The sequence below is a fragment of the Streptomyces sp. CNT360 genome (assembly GCF_000424785.1).
In genome coordinates, this window is record NZ_AUKO01000001.1 from 424,199 (window position 1) to 442,054 (window position 17,856).

General features: G+C 73.9%; 8 protein-coding genes. 1 reads left to right on the forward strand and 7 read right to left on the reverse strand.

What is annotated here, in order from left to right:
- The first annotated feature begins 100 nt into the window (after nt 1-100).
- Nucleotides 101-3,985 carry a multifunctional oxoglutarate decarboxylase/oxoglutarate dehydrogenase thiamine pyrophosphate-binding subunit/dihydrolipoyllysine-residue succinyltransferase subunit gene (locus tag H297_RS0101815; protein WP_027735651.1) on the forward strand — a complete coding sequence of 1,295 codons (3,885 nt, stop codon included), beginning with the start codon at nt 101-103 and terminating at the stop codon, nt 3,983-3,985.
- A 97-nt stretch (nt 3,986-4,082) separates the two neighbouring features.
- Here H297_RS0101815 and fxsT read toward each other — a convergent pair whose 3' ends face one another.
- The 7 genes from fxsT to H297_RS33960 all read right to left on the reverse strand — a co-directional run bounded on the left by fxsT (nt 4,083) and on the right by H297_RS33960 (nt 17,856).
- The gene (gene fxsT / locus H297_RS0101820) at nt 4,083-7,103 is read right to left on the reverse strand and encodes an FxSxx-COOH system tetratricopeptide repeat protein (RefSeq protein WP_027735652.1); all 3,021 of its coding nucleotides are present in this window, start codon (nt 7,101-7,103) and stop codon (nt 4,083-4,085) included.
- 60 nt (nt 7,104-7,163) lie between these two features.
- Nucleotides 7,164-8,480, reverse strand: coding sequence for an aKG-HExxH-type peptide beta-hydroxylase (locus H297_RS0101825; RefSeq protein WP_486589369.1), 1,317 nt, complete (start codon nt 8,478-8,480; stop codon nt 7,164-7,166).
- Nucleotides 8,481-8,992: 512 nt separating this feature from the next.
- On the reverse strand, nt 8,993-12,460 hold the full coding sequence (locus tag H297_RS0101830) for an SAV_2336 N-terminal domain-related protein (protein ID WP_027735654.1): 3,468 nt from the start codon (nt 12,458-12,460) through the stop codon (nt 8,993-8,995).
- Nucleotides 12,461-12,467: 7 nt separating this feature from the next.
- Nucleotides 12,468-13,532, reverse strand: coding sequence for an AAA family ATPase (locus H297_RS0101835; protein WP_027735655.1), 1,065 nt, complete (start codon nt 13,530-13,532; stop codon nt 12,468-12,470).
- Entirely contained in the window at nt 13,529-15,811 is a 2,283-nt protein-coding gene (locus H297_RS0101840; RefSeq protein WP_027735656.1) for a S1 family peptidase, read from the reverse strand. Before H297_RS0101840 ends, H297_RS0101835 begins: the two co-directional genes overlap by 4 nt.
- Nucleotides 15,812-15,998: 187 nt before the next feature.
- Nucleotides 15,999-16,535, reverse strand: a complete 537-nt coding sequence (locus tag H297_RS43940) for a CU044_2847 family protein (RefSeq protein WP_064744769.1) — start codon at nt 16,533-16,535, stop codon at nt 15,999-16,001.
- A 106-nt stretch (nt 16,536-16,641) separates the two neighbouring features.
- A complete protein-coding gene (locus tag H297_RS33960) occupies nt 16,642-17,856 on the reverse strand; it encodes a PadR family transcriptional regulator (RefSeq protein ID WP_078513662.1) in 1,215 nt (404 codons plus the stop codon).

Sequence of the window (17,856 nt, forward strand, 5' to 3'; positions counted from 1 at the left end):
TGACCAAGGGGCCGCCCGGGCTCCACCTCCCGCCGGGAGAGGCGTAGCCTTTATTTCCGCTGTCCACCACCTAAGGAAGCGGAAGAGGGCGGTTGCCGCCGTGTCGTCACAGTCCCCCAACAGCTCATCGAGCACCTCTACGGAACGGAAGGACGGACAGGGCAAGGACCCTGGTCCGGCGTTCGGCCCGAACGAGTGGCTCGTCGACGAGATCTACCAGCAGTACCTCCAGGACCCGAACTCGGTAGACCGAGCCTGGTGGGACTTCTTCGCTGACTATCAGCCGGAGTCCTCCGACGGGGCCGCCGCGCCGGACGGCGCGGGTACCCCACGGGACGCCTCCCCGGCCCCCGCGAAGGCCGCGCCGGCCCAGAGCCCGGCGCAGTCCGCGGCGGCACCGCAGGCCGCAGCGCAGCCGGCCGCCGCGTCCGCGGGTACGCCCGCGCAGACGAGCGCCCCGGCGCAGCCGCAGGCCCAGCAGCCGGCGCAGGCCCCGGCCGCGCCCGCCCAGGCGGCGCCGAAGCCGGCCGCGAAGCCCGCGGCGAAGCAGCCGGCGGGCGGCGGCAAGGGCAAGGCCGAGGAGGCCGGGCAGGCCGCCGAGGGCCCCGAGTACGTCGCGCTGCGCGGCCCGTCCGCGGCCGTCGCCAAGAACATGAACGCCTCGCTGGAGCTGCCGACGGCCACGTCCGTGCGCGCGGTCCCGGTGAAGCTGCTGTTCGACAACCGCATCGTCATCAACAACCACCTCAAGCGCGCCCGCGGCGGCAAGGTCTCCTTCACGCACCTGATCGGCTACGCCATGGTGCAGGCGCTCAAGGCGATGCCCTCGATGAACCACGCGTTCACCGAGAAGGACGGCAAGCCCACCCTGGTCAAGCCGGACCACGTGAACCTGGGTCTGGCCATCGACCTGGTGAAGCCGAACGGCGACCGCCAGCTGGTGGTGGCGGGCATCAAGAAGGCCGAGACCCTGACCTTCTTCGAGTTCTGGCAGGCCTACGAGGACATCGTCCGCCGGGCCCGGAACAACAAGCTGACGATGGAGGACTTCTCCGGCGTCACCTGCTCGCTGACCAACCCGGGTGGCATCGGCACCGTCCACTCGGTCCCCCGCCTGATGCCGGGCCAGGGCCTGATCATGGGCGTCGGCGCGATGGAGTACCCGGCGGAGTTCCAGGGCACCTCGCAGGACACCCTCAACCGGCTGGGCGTCTCGAAGGTGATGACGCTCACCAGCACCTACGACCACCGGGTCATCCAGGGTGCGGCCTCCGGCGAGTTCCTGCGCAAGGTCTCGCAGCTCCTGCTGGGCGCGGACGACTTCTACGACGAGATCTTCCGCGCGCTGCGCATCCCGTACGAGCCGGTGCGCTGGATGCAGGACATCGACGCCTCGCACGACGACGACGTCACCAAGGCGGCCCGGGTCTTCGACCTGATCCACTCCTACCGGGTGCGCGGTCACATCATGGCCGACACCGACCCGCTGGAGTACAAGCAGCGCAAGCACCCTGACCTGGACATCACCGAGCACGGTCTGACCCTGTGGGACCTGGAGCGGGAGTTCGCGGTCGGCGGCTTCGCCGGCAAGTCCATGATGAAGCTGCGCGACATCCTGGGCGTGCTGCGTGACTCGTACTGCCGCACCACCGGCATCGAGTACATGCACATCCAGGACCCCAGGCAGCGCAAGTGGATCCAGGACCGCATCGAGCGGCAGCACTCCAAGCCGGAGCGCGACGAGCAGCTGCGGATCCTGCGCCGGCTGAACGCGGCCGAGGCGTTCGAGACGTTCCTGCAGACCAAGTACGTGGGCCAGAAGCGGTTCTCGCTGGAGGGCGGCGAGTCCGTCATCCCGCTGCTGGACGCGGTCATCGACGCCGCCGCCGAGTCGCGGCTGGACGAGACCGTCATCGGCATGGCCCACCGCGGCCGGCTGAACGTGCTGGCGAACATCGTGGGCAAGCCGTACGCGCAGATCTTCCGGGAGTTCGAGGGCAACCTCGACCCGAAGTCGATGCACGGCTCCGGCGACGTGAAGTACCACCTGGGCGCGGAGGGCACCTTCACCGGCCTGGACGGCGAGCAGATCAAGGTCACGCTGACCGCCAACCCCTCGCACCTGGAGGCCGTCGACCCGGTCGTGGAGGGTGTGGCGCGCGCCAAGCAGGACATCATCGGCAAGGGCGGCACGGACTTCACGGTGCTGCCCATCGCGCTGCACGGCGACGCGGCCTTCGCGGGTCAGGGCGTGGTGGCCGAGACGCTGAACATGTCGCAGCTGCGCGGCTACCGCACCGGCGGCACGATCCACATCGTGATCAACAACCAGGTCGGGTACACCGCGCCGCCCGAGTCGGCGCGCTCGTCGATGTACTCCACGGACGTGGCCCGCATGATCGAGGCCCCGGTCCTGCACGTCAACGGCGACGACCCGGAGGCCGTGGTCCGCGCGGGCAAGCTGGCCTTCGAGTACCGGCAGGCGTTCAACAAGGACGTCGTCATCGACCTGATCTGCTACCGGCGGCGCGGGCACAACGAGACGGACAACCCCTCGTTCACCCAGCCGCTGATGTACCACCTGATCGACAAGAAGCGCTCGGTGCGCAAGCTGTACACCGAGTCGCTGATCGGGCGCGGCGACATCAGCCTGGAGGAGGCCGAGCAGGCACTCCAGGACTTCCAGGGCCAGTTGGAGAAGGTCTTCACCGAGGTCCGCGACGCGACGGCGCAGCCGATGGCCGCCGAGGTCCCGGCGCCGCAGGCGGAGTTCCCCGTCGGGCTGGACACCGCGATCTCCCAGGAGGTCGTCAAGCGGATCGCCGAGTCGCAGGTCAACGTGCCCGAGCGGATCACGGTGCACCCGCGGCTGCTGCCGCAGCTCCAGCGCCGCGCCCAGATGGTCGAGGACGACACGATCGACTGGGCGATGGGCGAGACCCTGGCCATCGGCTCGCTGCTGATGGAGGGCACGCCGGTGCGGCTGTCCGGCCAGGACTCCCGCCGCGGCACCTTCGGCCAGCGGCACGCGGTGCTGCTGGACCAGAACAGCGGCGAGGACTACACCCCGCTGCTGTACCTCGCGGAGGACCAGGCCCGCTACAACGTCTACGACTCGCTGCTGAGCGAGTACGCGGCGATGGGCTTCGAGTACGGCTACTCGCTGGCCCGCCCGGACGCGCTGGTGATGTGGGAGGCGCAGTTCGGTGACTTCATGAACGGCGCCCAGACGGTCATCGACGAGTTCATCTCCTCGGCCGAGCAGAAGTGGAACCAGACCTCCGGCGTCACCCTGCTGCTGCCGCACGGCTACGAGGGCCAGGGCCCGGACCACTCCTCGGCCCGCATCGAGCGGTTCCTGCAGCTGTGCGCGCAGAACAGCATGACCGTCGCGATGCCGACGCTGCCGTCGAACTACTTCCACCTGCTGCGCTGGCAGGTGCACAACCCGCACCACAAGCCGCTGGTCGTCTTCACCCCGAAGTCGATGCTGCGGATGAAGGCGGCGGCCTCCAGAGCGGAGGAGTTCACCAACGGCGGCTTCCGCCCGGTCATCGGCGACACCCTCGTCGACAACGGCACGGTGGACCCGGCGAACGTCCGCAAGGTCATCTTCTGCTCCGGCAAGGTCTACTACGACCTGGACGCCGAGCGGACCAAGCGGGGTCTCACGGACACCGCCATCATCCGGCTGGAGCGGCTCTACCCGCTGCCCGGCCAGGAGATCCAGACCGAGATGGCGCGCTTCACCAACGCCGAGAAGTACGTGTGGGCCCAGGAGGAGCCGGCCAACCAGGGCGCATGGCCGTTCATCGCGCTCAACCTGGTCGACCACCTGGACCTGATCATCGGTTCGGAGCCCGTCCCGAACGCGGACCGGCTGCGCCGCGTCTCCCGGCCGTCCTCGTCCTCGCCCGCCGTGGGCTCGGGCAAGCGGCATTCGGAGGAGCAGGCCCAGCTCGTCAAGGAGGTCTTCGACATCTGAGGCGAGGCGTTTGGACGCTCGCACCGAGGGCCCCGCAGCGGAAACGCTGCGGGGCCCTCGCCCGTGCGGGTGCCTGTCCCTCCCGACGGGCGGCGGGTCAGCCCAGGTACGGCTCGTAGTCCCAGTACGGGCGGGTGCGCTGGCGGGCGGCGAGGGTCTGCTGGTGCTGGGCGCCCAGCGACCTGGTCAGGCGTTCGAGGGCGTCGCTCTCCATCCTCCGGGCCTCCTCCCGTCGCCGCAGGGAGCGCAGGTCGGCAGCGTGCGCCACCATGCAGGAGAGCGTGAGGGGATGGTCCTCGCCCAGCACCCGCCGGGAGCGCTCCAGCGTGTCGCCGCTGAGCTCCCCGGCGTCCTCCAGCGCCTCGCTCAGGCTGCGGCCCCCGCTGGTGTTGAGGGCGCAGCCCAGGGTGACCGGATGGTCGGGGCCCAGCAACGAGGCGATGCCCGCCAGCGCCTGCTCGAACATGTTCAGGGCACCGTCGCGTTCGCCCTCGGCCGCCAGCACGAGCCCCGCGTTGGACTGCATGGCCGTGGACACCGGGTGCGCGGGCCCCAGCAGCCGGCGGAAACCGTCCTCCGCCTCCGTCAGCAGCTCACCGGCCAGCTCCAGATCGCCGTGCTCGCGCAGGAAGTTGCCGTAGTCGGTCATCAGGGACAGCGTCGTGTAGTGGGAGCGGCTGTGCACCTGCTCCTGCTGTTCGAGCAGGACCGCCATCGCGGTGGCGATGTCCTGCCGCGGGGTGCCCGCGCGGCGCTGGCACAGCATCAGGTTGTGCCGCGCCCCGAGGGTCTGCGGGTGCTGGGCGCCCAGCACCTGCAGATGCAGCCGCATGCCGAGTTCCTGGCGGGCGAGCGCTTCCTGGTAGCGGCCCATCAGGCGCAGGTCGCGGGCGCTCGCGTTGCCCGAGGAGAGGGTGTTGGGGTGCCGGGCGCGGAGCACCTGTTCGCGCTTGCGCAGGGTGTCCAGGTCGACCTCGTAGGCGTCCGCGTACCGCCCCAGCAGGCGCAGCCCGACGGCGAGGTTGTGCTGTGCCAGCAGGCTGGTGAACTCCTCGGGCCCGTACAGCTCGCGGGACACCTCGACGACCTGCTCCTGGAGGGCGAGAGCCTCGTCGTACTGGCCCAGCAGACGCAGGTCGGCGGCCAGGCAGCTGGTCGCCTCCATGACGGCCTCCTGGTACGGGCCGTCCGCGTGCGGGGTGGCGCGCAGCCGCTCCAGCCGGTCGGTGTCCAGGACCTGCGCCTCGCGGAAGCGGCCGCCCCGGCGCAGCAGGTTGCCCTGCAAGGTGGTGAGGGTGAGCAGCGGCAGGGCCTCCGCGTCCAGGAACGTCTCCCAGTCGGTGCGGATGCTGGCTGCCAGCTCGGCGCCGAGCGAGTACTCGCCGGAGGCGTAGCAGTAGCGCAGACTGTTGAGCAGCATCTCCTGGACACGGCGCTCCCTGCTGGCCGGTGCGCCGGAGGCCAGCAGGTGCGGCAGCAGCTCGGTGTAGCGGCCCCACTGGCGGCTGTCGCTGGGGGTGCCCGGGTCGGCCTCGACCAGCAGGCGGTGCACCGCCTCGCGGACGTCGTCGCTGGTGCGGCCCTGGGTCAGCTCGCTGATGACGCTGTGGACGACCTGGTGGATGTGGACCGAGTCGCCCTGTTCGCTGTCGCCCGCCGCGGAGGTGCGGGCCTCGCGGGTGAGCACCGAGTAGTTGGCCAGCGCGTCGAGGGCCCGCGCCCAGCCGGAGCGGTCCGTGGCGATCCAGCGGAGGCTGTCGGGCAGCTCCGCCGCGGGGATGCCGCGGGCCAGCCCGAGCGGGATGCGGCCGGGGGCGAAGACTGCGCACAGCGAGAGCAGGTCGACGGCGCGCGGCTCGGACTTGCGCAGCTTGTTCAGCAGCATCGACCAGGAGGTCAGCGACGAGTACGGGTAGTCGTCGGGCATGGTGCCCGACTCCATCCTGGTCAGACCCACCCCGCGCACCATCCGCAGGTACTCGGGGACCTCCATGCCCTCCTCGCCCAGCCAGGCGGCGGCCTGCGCCAGCTGAAGGGGCAGGTCCTGGAACTCGCCGGCCACCTGGTCGGCCTGTTCGACGGTGATGTGCGGGGCGCGGCGCATCAGGTAGCCGGTGGACTCGGCGCGGCGGAAGGCGGCGATCTGCTTGATGTCGGTGCCGGCGCGCCAGCTCTTGTTGCGGGAGGTGATCAGCACGTGGCCGCTGCCGCCCTGGGGCAGATACGTGGCGGCGTCCTCGGGCTCCTCCCAGCCGTCGAAGATCAGCAGCCATCGGCCGGAGGGCTCGTTCCTGCGCAGCGCGTCCCGCACGGCCCGCACCCGCTCGCCCACCTCGCCGGAGCGGTCGAGGCCGAGTTCGACGGCGAGCTGGCCGAAGGTGTCGCGCTGGGTGTTGCGCTGGTCGCAGTTGACCCACCACACCACGTCGTAGTCGGGCGCGAAGCGGTGCGCGTACTCGGCGGCGATCTGCGTCTTGCCGATGCCGGCCGTGCCGACGAGGCTGCACACGGCGGCGCCGTGCTCGGCGTCCATCAGCCGTTCCTGGAGCTCGTTGAGGATCACGTCGCGGCCCGTGAAGCGGGCGTTGCGGCGCGGGATCTCTCCCCACACCTCGGGCGGGTCGTTGGGGTAGCGGCTGCTGTAGCCGGGCTGCGGCACCGGCACCCGGCGCGGCCGCAGCCCGAGCCGGTTGAGCAGCCGGCGCTCGGCCTCCTCCTCGCCGACACCCCACAGGTTGACGGGCTCCAGCACGGCGGTGGCCGGCAGGAGTTCGCGGTTGGTGAGGTTCACGGCGGCGAACCGGTCGGCGTTGTCGGCGACGTAGTCGCGCAGCACGGCGTTCCAGTCGGTCTCGGTGCGCGGACCGAGCTGGAGGAAGACGTCGCTGATCACCAGCAGGACGCGCCCGCTGGCCAGCGTGAGGTCGCCCAGCGCCTCTTCGAGCGGCTGTTCGCGGTCCGGATCCCAGCGCTGGAGCGTGGTGCGGTGCCCGTGACTCTCCAGGCGGTGCGCGATCCAGTAGCCCCAGGCGCGGTGGTAGCCGGGAAAGACCACCACGAAGTGCTCGGACTCGCCGGTGGGCGCGCTGCCCGAAGCCGGCTCCCGCTGAGCGACCATGCCTGCGTTCTCCCTCGTCCAGCAGCCGTCGTCGCCGTGGGGGCGACCTGTACGGCGAGATTACCCAAAGTGACCGTTTGTGAGCGTGTCGGCGGCCTCCCGGGCGCCTCCGCCGCCCCGGCCGCCGGGTGCGCCCAGCCGCACGTGCCGACGGCGCATCCCCTCCACGAACTCTGTGCCCTGTGCGGTCAGTTGGCCAGAGCCCAGAAGGAGGAAAAGAGCGTAGTCGACCTGCTCCCCGTAGTGGGCCGAGCGGCGGAGCGCCGCGGCGCGTTCGGCGGGGGTGGCCGTGGCGCGCCGGGCCAGCCGGGCCCACAGGTCGGCGAGCGCCAGATGCGCGTAGGTGCCCTGCACGACGGCGCCCAGCGGGCGGGGGTCGCTGCGCCAGCCGATGCGGTAGACCGCCTCCGCGCCCTGGTGGTGCAGGTGAGCGGCGCCGCCCAGCACGGCGAGCTTGCTGTGCTGCACCTCGTGGACGAGGACCTCCGCCATCTCCTCGGGGGTGCGCGGGCGGGTCGTCAGGACCGCCCAGGGGGAGGCCAGTTGTGTGGCGCTGGCGCTCACGTCCGGTTTCCACAGGACGGGCACCACCGCGCGGACGAGTGCCGTGACCTCCGCGGCCCGCTCGGGGTCGGCCTCCCGCAGCAGGCGCAGCGCCCGCTGCCACAGGTGCTGCCACCGTGCCGCCTCGCCCGGCTCGGTGAGGGTGGCGGGACGCAGCCCGGCGAGCCTCTCGCGGTCGGCCCGGTGGAACAGATGCGGGTCCTGGTCGTCGAGGACGGCCCGCCCGCCCGGCAGCGTGTGCAGCGGGCGCCAGTTCACCGCCGCGGACTGCCGGGCACGGTCCAGCACGGCGGCGCGGGAGAGGACGACCGGTTCCGCGCCCTGTGGTGTGACGACGAGCCGGTCGCCGGCCGCCGTCAGCCGCACCCGGGGTGCCGTGGTCGCACACGCGCCGAGTCCGGGCAGGGTGAGGCGCCCGCCGAGCGTCGCCAGGTCGAGGTCGAGGTCGCGGCCTGCGGCCGTGGCGACGGTGGCGGCGAGGGGGCCCAGACCGGCCAGCGCCCGGGCGAAGCCGCGTCCGGGGGCGGCGTCGAGGGCGTACGCCAGCCAGTTGCCGACGGCCGGGTAGCCGAGCGCGCCGCGCACCGCACCGGGGTCGTGGTGCTCGGCGTCCTCCAGCAGGGCCCAGTGGCCGTGCAGGGCGTGGGCGCGTCCGGCGGGCAGGTGGCTGCGGTCGGCACGGGTCAGCAAGGTCTTGAGCAGGACGAGGCGCGTGCTGTGCAGCCAGTCGGTCAGCGCGGCCGCCCCGCCCGGTTCCGGTCTGGTCTCCCCCAGGCTCCGCAGTCGTGTCCCCGGTATGTCAAAGGGGCGCATGGCGGCCCGTGCTGTCCCCGCCCGGGCCGCCCGCCCCACCGGTAGCGCCGCGGGGGCCGCATGTTGACCGGAACACGACCTGTTCACCGGACGTCCGGGCGCCGTGCGCCGGGACGCCACCGGGCGCGGGAGGGCGGGCACCGGCCACCGGGAGAACGTTTCCGCCCTGCGTCCCGTCCGACCGCCACACCCGTGCCAGCTCTCCGGGAGCGCGCAGCGCGTTCTCCACCGCGGCCGCCACGGTGGGATCGTCGCTGGTCCGAAGGGTGCGCAAGGACACGCCCGTCAGATCGGGCAGGGGCGGCGGTGCCGCTTCGGTCTGACGGCCCGGGCCGCGGGACGCGCCATCGGTCCGCTTCGGCACGCTCTTCTCCTCCCCTTGAACACCACCCCAAGGGGCGGTCACCACGGATGATTTCTCTTTCCCGGGGCAGGTATCCGGAAACACGGTCCCCGTACGCGGTGTCCGCATCCGGCCGCTCCCGGCCCTCCGCTCGGCGCCGCGCCTCCCCTCACGGCTCCAGTTCCGCGACCCGGTCCCTGGTGTCGCGCACCTCGTCCCAGGGGACGTCGGCCAGGTGGTTGGCCAGCAACTGCCACTCGGCGGCCGCCGCACGGTAGTCGCCCAGCGCGTCGGTGCGGCGGCCCTGCGAACGGTGGAAGTCGCCGCGCGCGTGCAGCGCCCTGGCCACGGTGAGGGAGCCGCGTTCGTGGGCGCCCGCCACCTCCTCCAGCGCGCTGGTCAGCTCCGCACCCGCCTGCTGGGACTGCGGGGAGCCCGCCGGGAAGAGGGCACGCGCCCGGCCCAGCCGCAGCCAGGCCTGCGCCCTGCTCTCGGCGTCGGCTGCCTGCCGGGCCGCCTGTTCCAGCAGATGGCAGCCCTCGTACAGGTCGGGCCGGAAGCCTTCGCGGTCGTAGCGCACCAGCAGGACGCGGCCCAGGAACAGCGCCGCGCGGGCGACGACGGCGCTGCCGGTGGGGGCGCGGGTGAGCGCCTCGCGCAGGATGCCCTCGGCGCGCGCGAGGTCACCCGCGTCGCTCAGCAGCATCTCGCCCCACTCGGTGAGCAGTTCGCCGCGCTGGAGACTGTCGCGGGAGGTGAGCTTCTCCGCCTCGGTGTAGGCCTCCGCGGCCGCCTCCCAGTCGTGGGTCTCGCGCAGCACCCGGGCGCGTTCCCTGGCGCAGCGCAGCTTCAGCCCGGTCCGCTCCCCCGCCACGGAGCCGGCCTGCGCCAGCACGTCGAGGCGTTCGCGGGGCGGGGCGCCGCTCAGCCGCAGCGCGGAGACGAGGTCGAGCAGGGCGCCGCAGCGCTGGGCCGCGGCCTCGTCGCGGGCGCGCGTGGCGGTGGCACGAGGGCCGCCCGCAGCGCCCTGCCGGGCACCGGCCGACGCCTGCTGTTCGGCCTTCGGTACGGCGGGCGCGGCCCCGGACGCCGCCCGGCCGGCTGCGGACGGTGCCGACGCCGCGGACGGGACACGGCCTGCTGCTTCCGTCGCCGGGTCCGGTGCCTGCCGGGGCGGTCCGGGGCGGTCGTCGGCCGCGGAGTCGGTGGAGTCGGTGGAGGCAGTGGCGGGCCCGGGGCGGGAGGACGCCAGGGGGCCGGAGGAGCCCTGGGAACGGCGGGGGTCGTGGGGCGACCGGGGCCCGGTGGGGGTGTCGGGGTCGGCGGGGTCCGCAGGGTGGGTGGGGGCGCTGGAGGGATCGGAGGACCCGGGCGCGCGGTCTGCCAGCATGTCGCTCGCTTCGCGGAGTTCACTGACGGCCTCAAGGGCCGCCCTGTGGCGGTGTTCGGGTGCGGCCTGGGCCAGCGCCAGCAGCACCCGGCCCAGCCGGAGTTTACGGCTCAGCTCGGCGTCCGGTGGCAGTGCCGGGTCCGCCGTGTCCCCCGTGAGGTGGTCCGCCAGTGAGCGCAGCAGCCGCTCGGCACGCAGCAGGTGGCGCACCCCGCCGCGCGTCTGCCACAGGTCGTGCTCGACACCGGCCCGCTCCAGCAGCGTGGCCGGCCTGCTGTCCGTCAGCAGTTCGGCGGCGTCCCGCAGCACCGGCTCGGCGCCCTGCGGGCTGCGCCGTACGGCGGTTGTACCGGCCAGGGCGTGCAGGACGCGGCCGAGAGCCAGCCGCGCGCGGGGGCTGTCCCGGTCGGCGGCGCGGGCGGCCTCCCCCACCGAGCGCGCCCGGTGCAGCAGTTGGATGTCGCGCTGCGCGTACCACTGGGCCAGCAGCCGCTCGGTCTCGGCCACCTGGTCGTCCGCGGTCCGTTCGGGCAGGTAGAAGCGGACGACCTCGGCCGAGATGGTGGCGAACAGGTCGTCGTCCTCCTCGCCCTCCAGGGGCGCCGGGGCGGCGACGGGAGGGCCCGCGTCGTCCTGCCCGGTGAGCTGGGCGACGGCCATGGCGGCGAAGTTGCGGGTGCCCTTGCCGAACCGGTGCGTCACGTACTCGGACAGGTGCTTGAGGGTGAGTACGGCGGCGCTGCGGTCCAGCGACTGGAGCAGCAGCTCGCGCACGCCGGGCGCGAACACGTACCGCGGGCCGTACGACGCCGTCGGGTCACCCTCCCCGTTCCCGCCCTCTGCGTCCGGCAGCCGGGTCAGCAACCCGGACAGCAGCACCTCGGCCAGCTCCATCGGCCCGGTGTCGGGCAGCATCGCCTCCTGGACCAGGTGGATGACCGGCAGCACCAGCGGCACCACCGACAGGTGCTGGGCCAGGTCCAGCGCACCCGGCGACGCGGTGTTGCGGAACTCCCGCATCAACGTGCGCGGCGGAACGCTGCCCGGGGCCGTACGGGGCGGCGGCATCGCCGGGTGCCGGGGCAGCACCCAGGCCGCGGCCCCCGGCACGGCGCGCTCGCCGTCGGTGCCCAGCAGCCGCGCCCAGTTGCCCAGCGCGTCGGGGGTGGGCAGGAGCACGGGCACCGCCACCGCGTCCGCGGGCGGCAACGGGCCGTAGGTCTCCGGTTCGAAGGTGACGCGCCCGCCCGAGCCCCGTTCGCGCAGCAGGGTGCCGGGCACGGCGGGCAGCGCGGTGCGCGGCCACAGCCGGGGCGGCAGCGGCTGGACGACGGCCAGCGGAGAGCGGCCCGACCAGCGGTGCAACAGCTGCTGGGCGCGGCCGTCCTGCCACAGCGCTCCCACGCAGTCGCTGACCACCAGGGTCAGCCGGCGGCCGGTGGTGTCGCGGTACTGGTCGGCGGGGCGCAGCCGGGTGGTGCCGTCGGCCGGGCCGGTACCGATGAGGGGGGCACCGTCCCGGGCGCGGTGCAGGTAGCGCACCTGCACGTCCCGGAACGCCCCGAGCTGTTCGAACGTCTGGCGCAGCCGCTCCAGCGTCGGCTGCCACACGGACGCGGTGGGGGAGGCGTCCATGATGAGCTGGATCTCGCTGTAGCGGCGCGCCGCGGTACCGAAGACGGGCAGCACGGTCGCGGAGCGGGCGCTCAGGTCGGCGGTGGCCGCCTCGTCCAGCGCCCCGGTGGCCGGGGGCAGCGGCGGGCGGTAGCGGTGCAGCGGGCGCAGTGCCCGCTGGAGCTCCAGCAGTCCCGAGAGCGCGCCGGCCACCGGCGCGCGGACCGGGAATCCGGCGGGGGGCGCGCCACCGTGCCGGCGCGGTGCGAACAGGGAGACGGGCGCGGTGCGTTCCGTGGCGGCCGTCGACGCGGGTTCCGGGCGCTCCTCCGCGTCGGCGTCCGTCAGCGGCGGGAGGGGCTCCGGCCCGGGCAGCCCGTCGGGCGGGGTGAGCCGGCCGGTGGGCTCGGCGCGCACCGGGTCCTCTGCCTCCCGACCGGTGAACCGGGCCAGCCACAGGGCCTCGGCCACCTGCTCGGAGGAGGGTTCCCAGCCGGCGGACCGCAGCCGCGCCACCAGCTCCGTCACCCCCTGCGCGGCCTCTCCCCGCGCGGCGGAGGGGGCGGGCGACGGGGTCGCCGAGCTGCGCCGACGGCCCTCGGGCCGCGGCGGCTCGGACGGCGCCGGGCTCATGGACACCTCACCTCGGGCGGTCGAGGGGGCGCAGCAGCATCTCGGCGAGCCGGTCGCGGGTGACCCGCTCCACGCCGGAGGTGCGCTGTGTCAGGAACAGGGCGTTGAGAAGCTGGTCGGTGGCGATGACCTGCCCCGGTTCGCGGCGCAGGAACCGCTGGACCAGTTCGGCGCCCTCCTCCAGCGCCTCCTCCCCCAGGTGCGCGGAGACCATCGCGGCGAGCTGCTTGTCGCCCGGCGGCTTGAGGTCGAGCTGGATGCAGCGGCGCAGCAGCGCGGCGGGGAAGTCGCGCTCCCCGTTGGAGGTGAGCACGATGAACGGGAACGCCGTGCACCGTACCCGGCCGCCCTCGATGGGGACCTTGTCGCCGTCCGCGGTGAGCACCTCGGTGACCGGCTCGCGGTCGGCGATGCGCTCCAGCTCCGGGATGGTGAACTCGCCGTCCTCCAGCACGTTCAGCAGGTCGCTGGGCAGGTCTATGTCGCTCTTGTCCAGCTCGTCGACGAGCAGCACCCGCGGCAGCGGGAGCCCGTTGGGAGCGGCGGGCTTCGCGGGCAGCAGCGCCGTACCGAGCGGGCCGAGCCGCAGATACGACCCGATCGGGGGACGCGGGGGCGGAGCGCCGCCCTCCCCGGCCACCGCCCGGTCCAGCTGGACGTCCTGCAGGCGGCCGATGGCGTCGTAGTGGTACAGCCCGTCCTGCAGTGTCGTACGGCTGACGACCGGCCAGCGCAGCACCCGGCCCAGGCCCAGCTCGTGGGCGACGGCGTGCGCGAGGGTGGACTTTCCCGTGCCCGGGTTCCCGGTGACCAGGAGGGGCCGGCGCAGATACAGCGCCGCGTTGACCGCCTCCACCTCCTCCGGCCGCGGGTGCAGGCTCTCCACCAGACGCCGCCGCGCGCCCAGCCGCCGGGCGGTGTCGGCGCCCTCCGCTTCGTCACCGTCCGCCCCGCCCGGGCTGTCGGGCCCGGTGCCGGCCCCGGTGAAGTCGCGCCAAGGGGGAGGCTCCGGCAGCTCCCGCACGCCCTCGTGCGGCACGCCCGCGCCCCGGTAGATGCGCCAATCGCTCACGGTGTGCTCCTCAACGCTGTCTGCTGCCCGGGCATGAGCGGTGGTTCGCGCAACGGTTCGTCCCCTGCGGTCCTGTGGGGCGGATCGTAGAGCAGGACGATATGCCGTGCCCAGGCCGCCGAGTGGTCAATTGACGCACTGTTCGCGCCAGTTGACTCACCACACGCGCTGCTCCCCGGGGATGGTTCCTCCGCCAGGTCGGCGTTGCGGTTGCGCAGCGCCCTGATCTGCCGGGGCAACTGCCGTGCGGTGTGCACCCGCCGCAGCAGCGCATCGGCCTGTTCCTGGAACCGGGCACAGTCGTCGTGGTCGTGTTCGTCGCTGTAGGAGTGCCGCCACAGCGCCACCGTGTGGCCGGCGCCGAGGGCGGCCGCCATCGCGCGGGCGCCCGGACCGCTGCCGGTCCCCGCGCAGTACACCGGCACCGCCCCGGGCGGCGCCGCCAGCAGCCGCCCGTAGGTGGCCTGCCCGCCCTCGGGTGCCGGCGCGTCGTGTCCCGGGACGGGGACCTCCCGCCGCAGCGGTACGGCCTCCATGGGGCCTTCCAGGACCGCCGCGGCCCGGGTGCGGGCCTCCGGGGTGAAGCCGTGGTCCCGGCGGGACCTGTCGCGCACCACGACCAGCCTGCGCTGACCCAGCGGCAGCGCGTGCGGGTTGAACGGGTCGTCCGGGTCGTGCGGCCGGGCCCGCCAGGCGTCCACCGGCTCGTCGAACAGGGCGCGGGGCAGCAGGAACTCCACCGCCGCCAGGTGTTCGTCCACGTCGCACTGGTCGAGGGCCTGGGACAGCGCCGCACGCACCGACTCCTCCAGCCGGGAGCGCGGTGCCTCCGCACGGCTCTGTTCGACGGTGATCTCCTCGCGCTCCGCCTCCTCGGCCGCGCGGTCCTCGCCGTCGTCCGCGGCCAGCAGTTCGTCCTTGTCGGCCGAGCGCACCAGCGCCACCCGCCAGGCGTGCCGCCCGGAGCCGTAGATGTCCGGTTCTATCTCGACCAGTACGTTGGCGCGCGCCGCCGAAGCCGGACGGTGCCCGTCCAGGACGGAGGGGATCCGGGAGCGGATCACGTCGTTGAGCAGGGTGCGCGCCGTGCGCTCCACCCAGGAGCGCAGCTCCGCCACCGCACGGGCCGAGCGGGGCGCGGCGGCCGCACCCGAACGGGTGAGGGCTGCGGCCACCTTGGCGGCGTACAGCACCACCGCCTCCAGCGCGAGGTCCGGGGAGGGCTCCTCCTGCTCGGCCCCGCCGTCGCGGGGTTCGTACAGCAGGCCGGCCCCCTCCCGCCAGGAGCGCGGGTCGTGGTCGCGCAGGGTGTAGGGCAGACGCAGCACCATGTTCCGGGCCTCGTTGGCAAGTTGCAGCACCTGTCCGGCGCCCGCGGGCGGGTCCACCTCGGCGAACAGCGCGTACAGCTCCGCCCTGCGGTCCACCGTGAACCCGTACGCCGCCTCGCCGCCCGAGGGGCCCAGCCGCGCGTGCTGGCGATACCAGCTGTGGCCGAACCCGTGGTAGCGCCGCAGGTGGTGGCGGTCGTGTGCGGCCAGCACCTCGTGCAGCACCCGGGCTCCGCGCGGGCCCGCGTCGCACAGTTTGCGCAGTGCGGTGACGGGCGTGGCCAGTCCGGTGCCCGGCCGGCGGCCCGCGCCCTTGCCGATCCCCAGCACGGCGCCGCGCCGCTGGTCCAGGACCGGGCCGCCGGAACAGCCCTCGGTCAGCTCGTCGCCGCTGAGCATCAGCGGGCGGCCGACGACGCCGGTTGCCCTGCCCATCCCGGTGAAGAACAGCTGCTCGCCCCGCACCGGTCCCGGAGCCCACCCGTACAGCCCGATGGAGGCCGGGGTGAGCACCGAACGGTCGCTCAGCCACAGGCAGTCCGCGTCCTCGGCGCCCGGCACCCGCACCAGCGCCAGGTCCGGGAGCGGCCACGGGGAGGGCGGTGCGTCGGGGTCGTCGGGCAGCGGCAGCGCGAACGCGAGCTCGCCGAGGAGCACCGTGCTCTGCACGTCGTCGCCGATCGTGATGCCGATGGCGCGCTCCCCCCTCCACACGTTCGCGGCGCCCTTGCCGACGACATGGGCGCAGGTGAGGACCCATCCGGGCGCGACGAAGAAACCGCTCCCCCAGAACGTCCGGAGGGCCTCGCCGACCCGGACGCTCCCGCTCGCTCCGTCGCTACGGCGGCCACCGGTGCCGCCACTGCTTCCGTCGTACCCGTCGGGCGGTGCCCCGATGCGCACGACGGAGGCGCGAACGGAGTCGGCGAGGCCCGCGGGGGCGTTCACGCGGCACGGGGCGCGCACAGCAGCACGCCGAATCGTGGTCTCCCGCATCGCGCGGCTCGCACTCCGGTCACAGCGCTCCCCCCTCTACGCCCCGTTCACCTGTCGCTTCCCTCTGTGAGGTCGTTGAGACAGCAGGCTAGTCCCCGGGCCCGACAGGCGGGAGAGGCGCCCCTGTGCCGTCCCGGGCTCAGCCACCCTGCGGAGCAGGGGTGTTGGGGGTATGGCCGGGCCTCGGGAGGGGTGGGGCGGACCGCTGCGGGCCGTCGGCGGCACCGCTCCCGGTGCCGGGGTCGTCCGGGGTACCGGCACCGTCCCCGGAACCGCCGTCGCCTGCGGCGGTACGGGCGTCGTCCGCGGTGCCGTCGATGGGGTGGACCGCTTCCGCCTTGCGCCAGGTCAGGGTGACGGAGATCGATGCCTTGGCTTCGCCGTCGGCGAGGACGGCGGCCAGGGCCCGGCCGGACTTGACGGCCAGTTCGACACCGAACGTCGCACTGACCTCGTCCGGACCGGCCCGCCGGGCCGCTGCGAGCACGGCGGACCCGACGCCGCTGATCACCTCGTTGAGCTGCTGGGCCCGCGCGATGAGCTGGTCGCGGGTGCCGACGTCGTCGTACGGGAAGGCGTCCGCACCCGGCGGGGCGTCCTCCTCGTCGACGACCCGCACCTGGGCCAGCACCGTCTCACCGCCGGGCAGCGTGATCTCCCGGATCTCCCGCCTCATGAGCGCCCCTCCTCCGCGTCCGGGCCAACCGCCGTCGACCGGGCCCCATTCGACCACCCGGCACCACCGCACGCGAGCGTGTTCCTCGCCTGAGCGGCTCCGGCCCTCAGCCGTCGGTGTCCGGCGGCGGCCCTCCTCCCGGCTCCTCCGCGTCTCCCGCGTTCTGCGGGCGCTCGGCCCGCTCCTGGCCCTCGGCCTGCTCCTCGCCCCCGGCACTCTTCGTCCCTCCTGCGCCCTGTCGGGCCCGGGCCTCGGGGGTGTCCGTCCCGGCCTGCGGTGTGCGCAGCAGGACGCCGATGTGAGCGGTGGCGGTGGACAGGTGGCGGCGCACCTCGCGGAGCTGGTCCTCGGTCACGCCGTGGTCGCGGGCGGCGTCGCGCACGTCGTCCCGGAAGCGGTCGAGGAGGCGTTCCAGATCGCGGGCGGGGTCGCCGGTGGAGTCGGCGAGGGGCGCGTCCGTCTCGGCGTCCGGGTCCGTGCCTGCCGGGTGCGGGTGCACGTACGGCGACCAGGGCGTGCTCGGCGGGGCCTGCTCGGCCAGGCGGCCCAACAAGCCCATTCCGCGGGCCAGTTCGGACATGCCGTCGCGCACGGCGCCGGACCAGTCGCCCGCATGCACCCGGGTCTGCACCTGGTCCTGCACCTGGCGGGCGAGGCGCTGCACCTCGGCCAGCGCCTCGGTGTGGGCCTCGCGCTCCTTCCTGGCCTGCCGCTTGGCCCGCTGGGCCTCCTCCTTGGCCTTGCGGGCCTGTTCCTTCCACTCGTCCTTGGCCCGGCGCATCTCCTCCTTGGCGTGCCGCCAGGCCTCCTTGTCGTGCCAGACGCCCTCCCAGCCCTCGCCCCAGCCCTCCCCCCACTCGGGGGACGGGCCGGAGGCGGTGGCGGTGCCCGCCCGGCCGCGGCCGCTCTTGGCGCGGCCGCTCTTGGCGCGGCCGCGCGCGGACCGCGCCTGCTCGCGCACTTCGCGGCGCAGGTCGCCGGCGGTGCCGCTGACGTCCTCGCGGATGTCCGCGGCGAGCGCGGCGAGGGAGTCGCGGATCTCGATCTCCAGCTCGGCGAGTTCGGCCTGCCGGTCGGCCAGCTCGGCGCGGCCCGCCTCGGTGATGGCGTACACCTTGCGGCCGCCCTCGGTGGTGTGGCTGACGAGCCCCTCGGCCTCCAGCTTGGCCAGCCGCGGGTAGACGGTGCCGGCGGAAGGGGCGTACAGCCCTTGGAAGCGCTCTTCCAGCAGCCGGATGACCTCGTAGCCGTGGCGGGGGGACTCCTCAAGGAGCATCAGCAGATACAGGCGCAGTCGGCCGTGCGCGAAGACAGGGGGCAT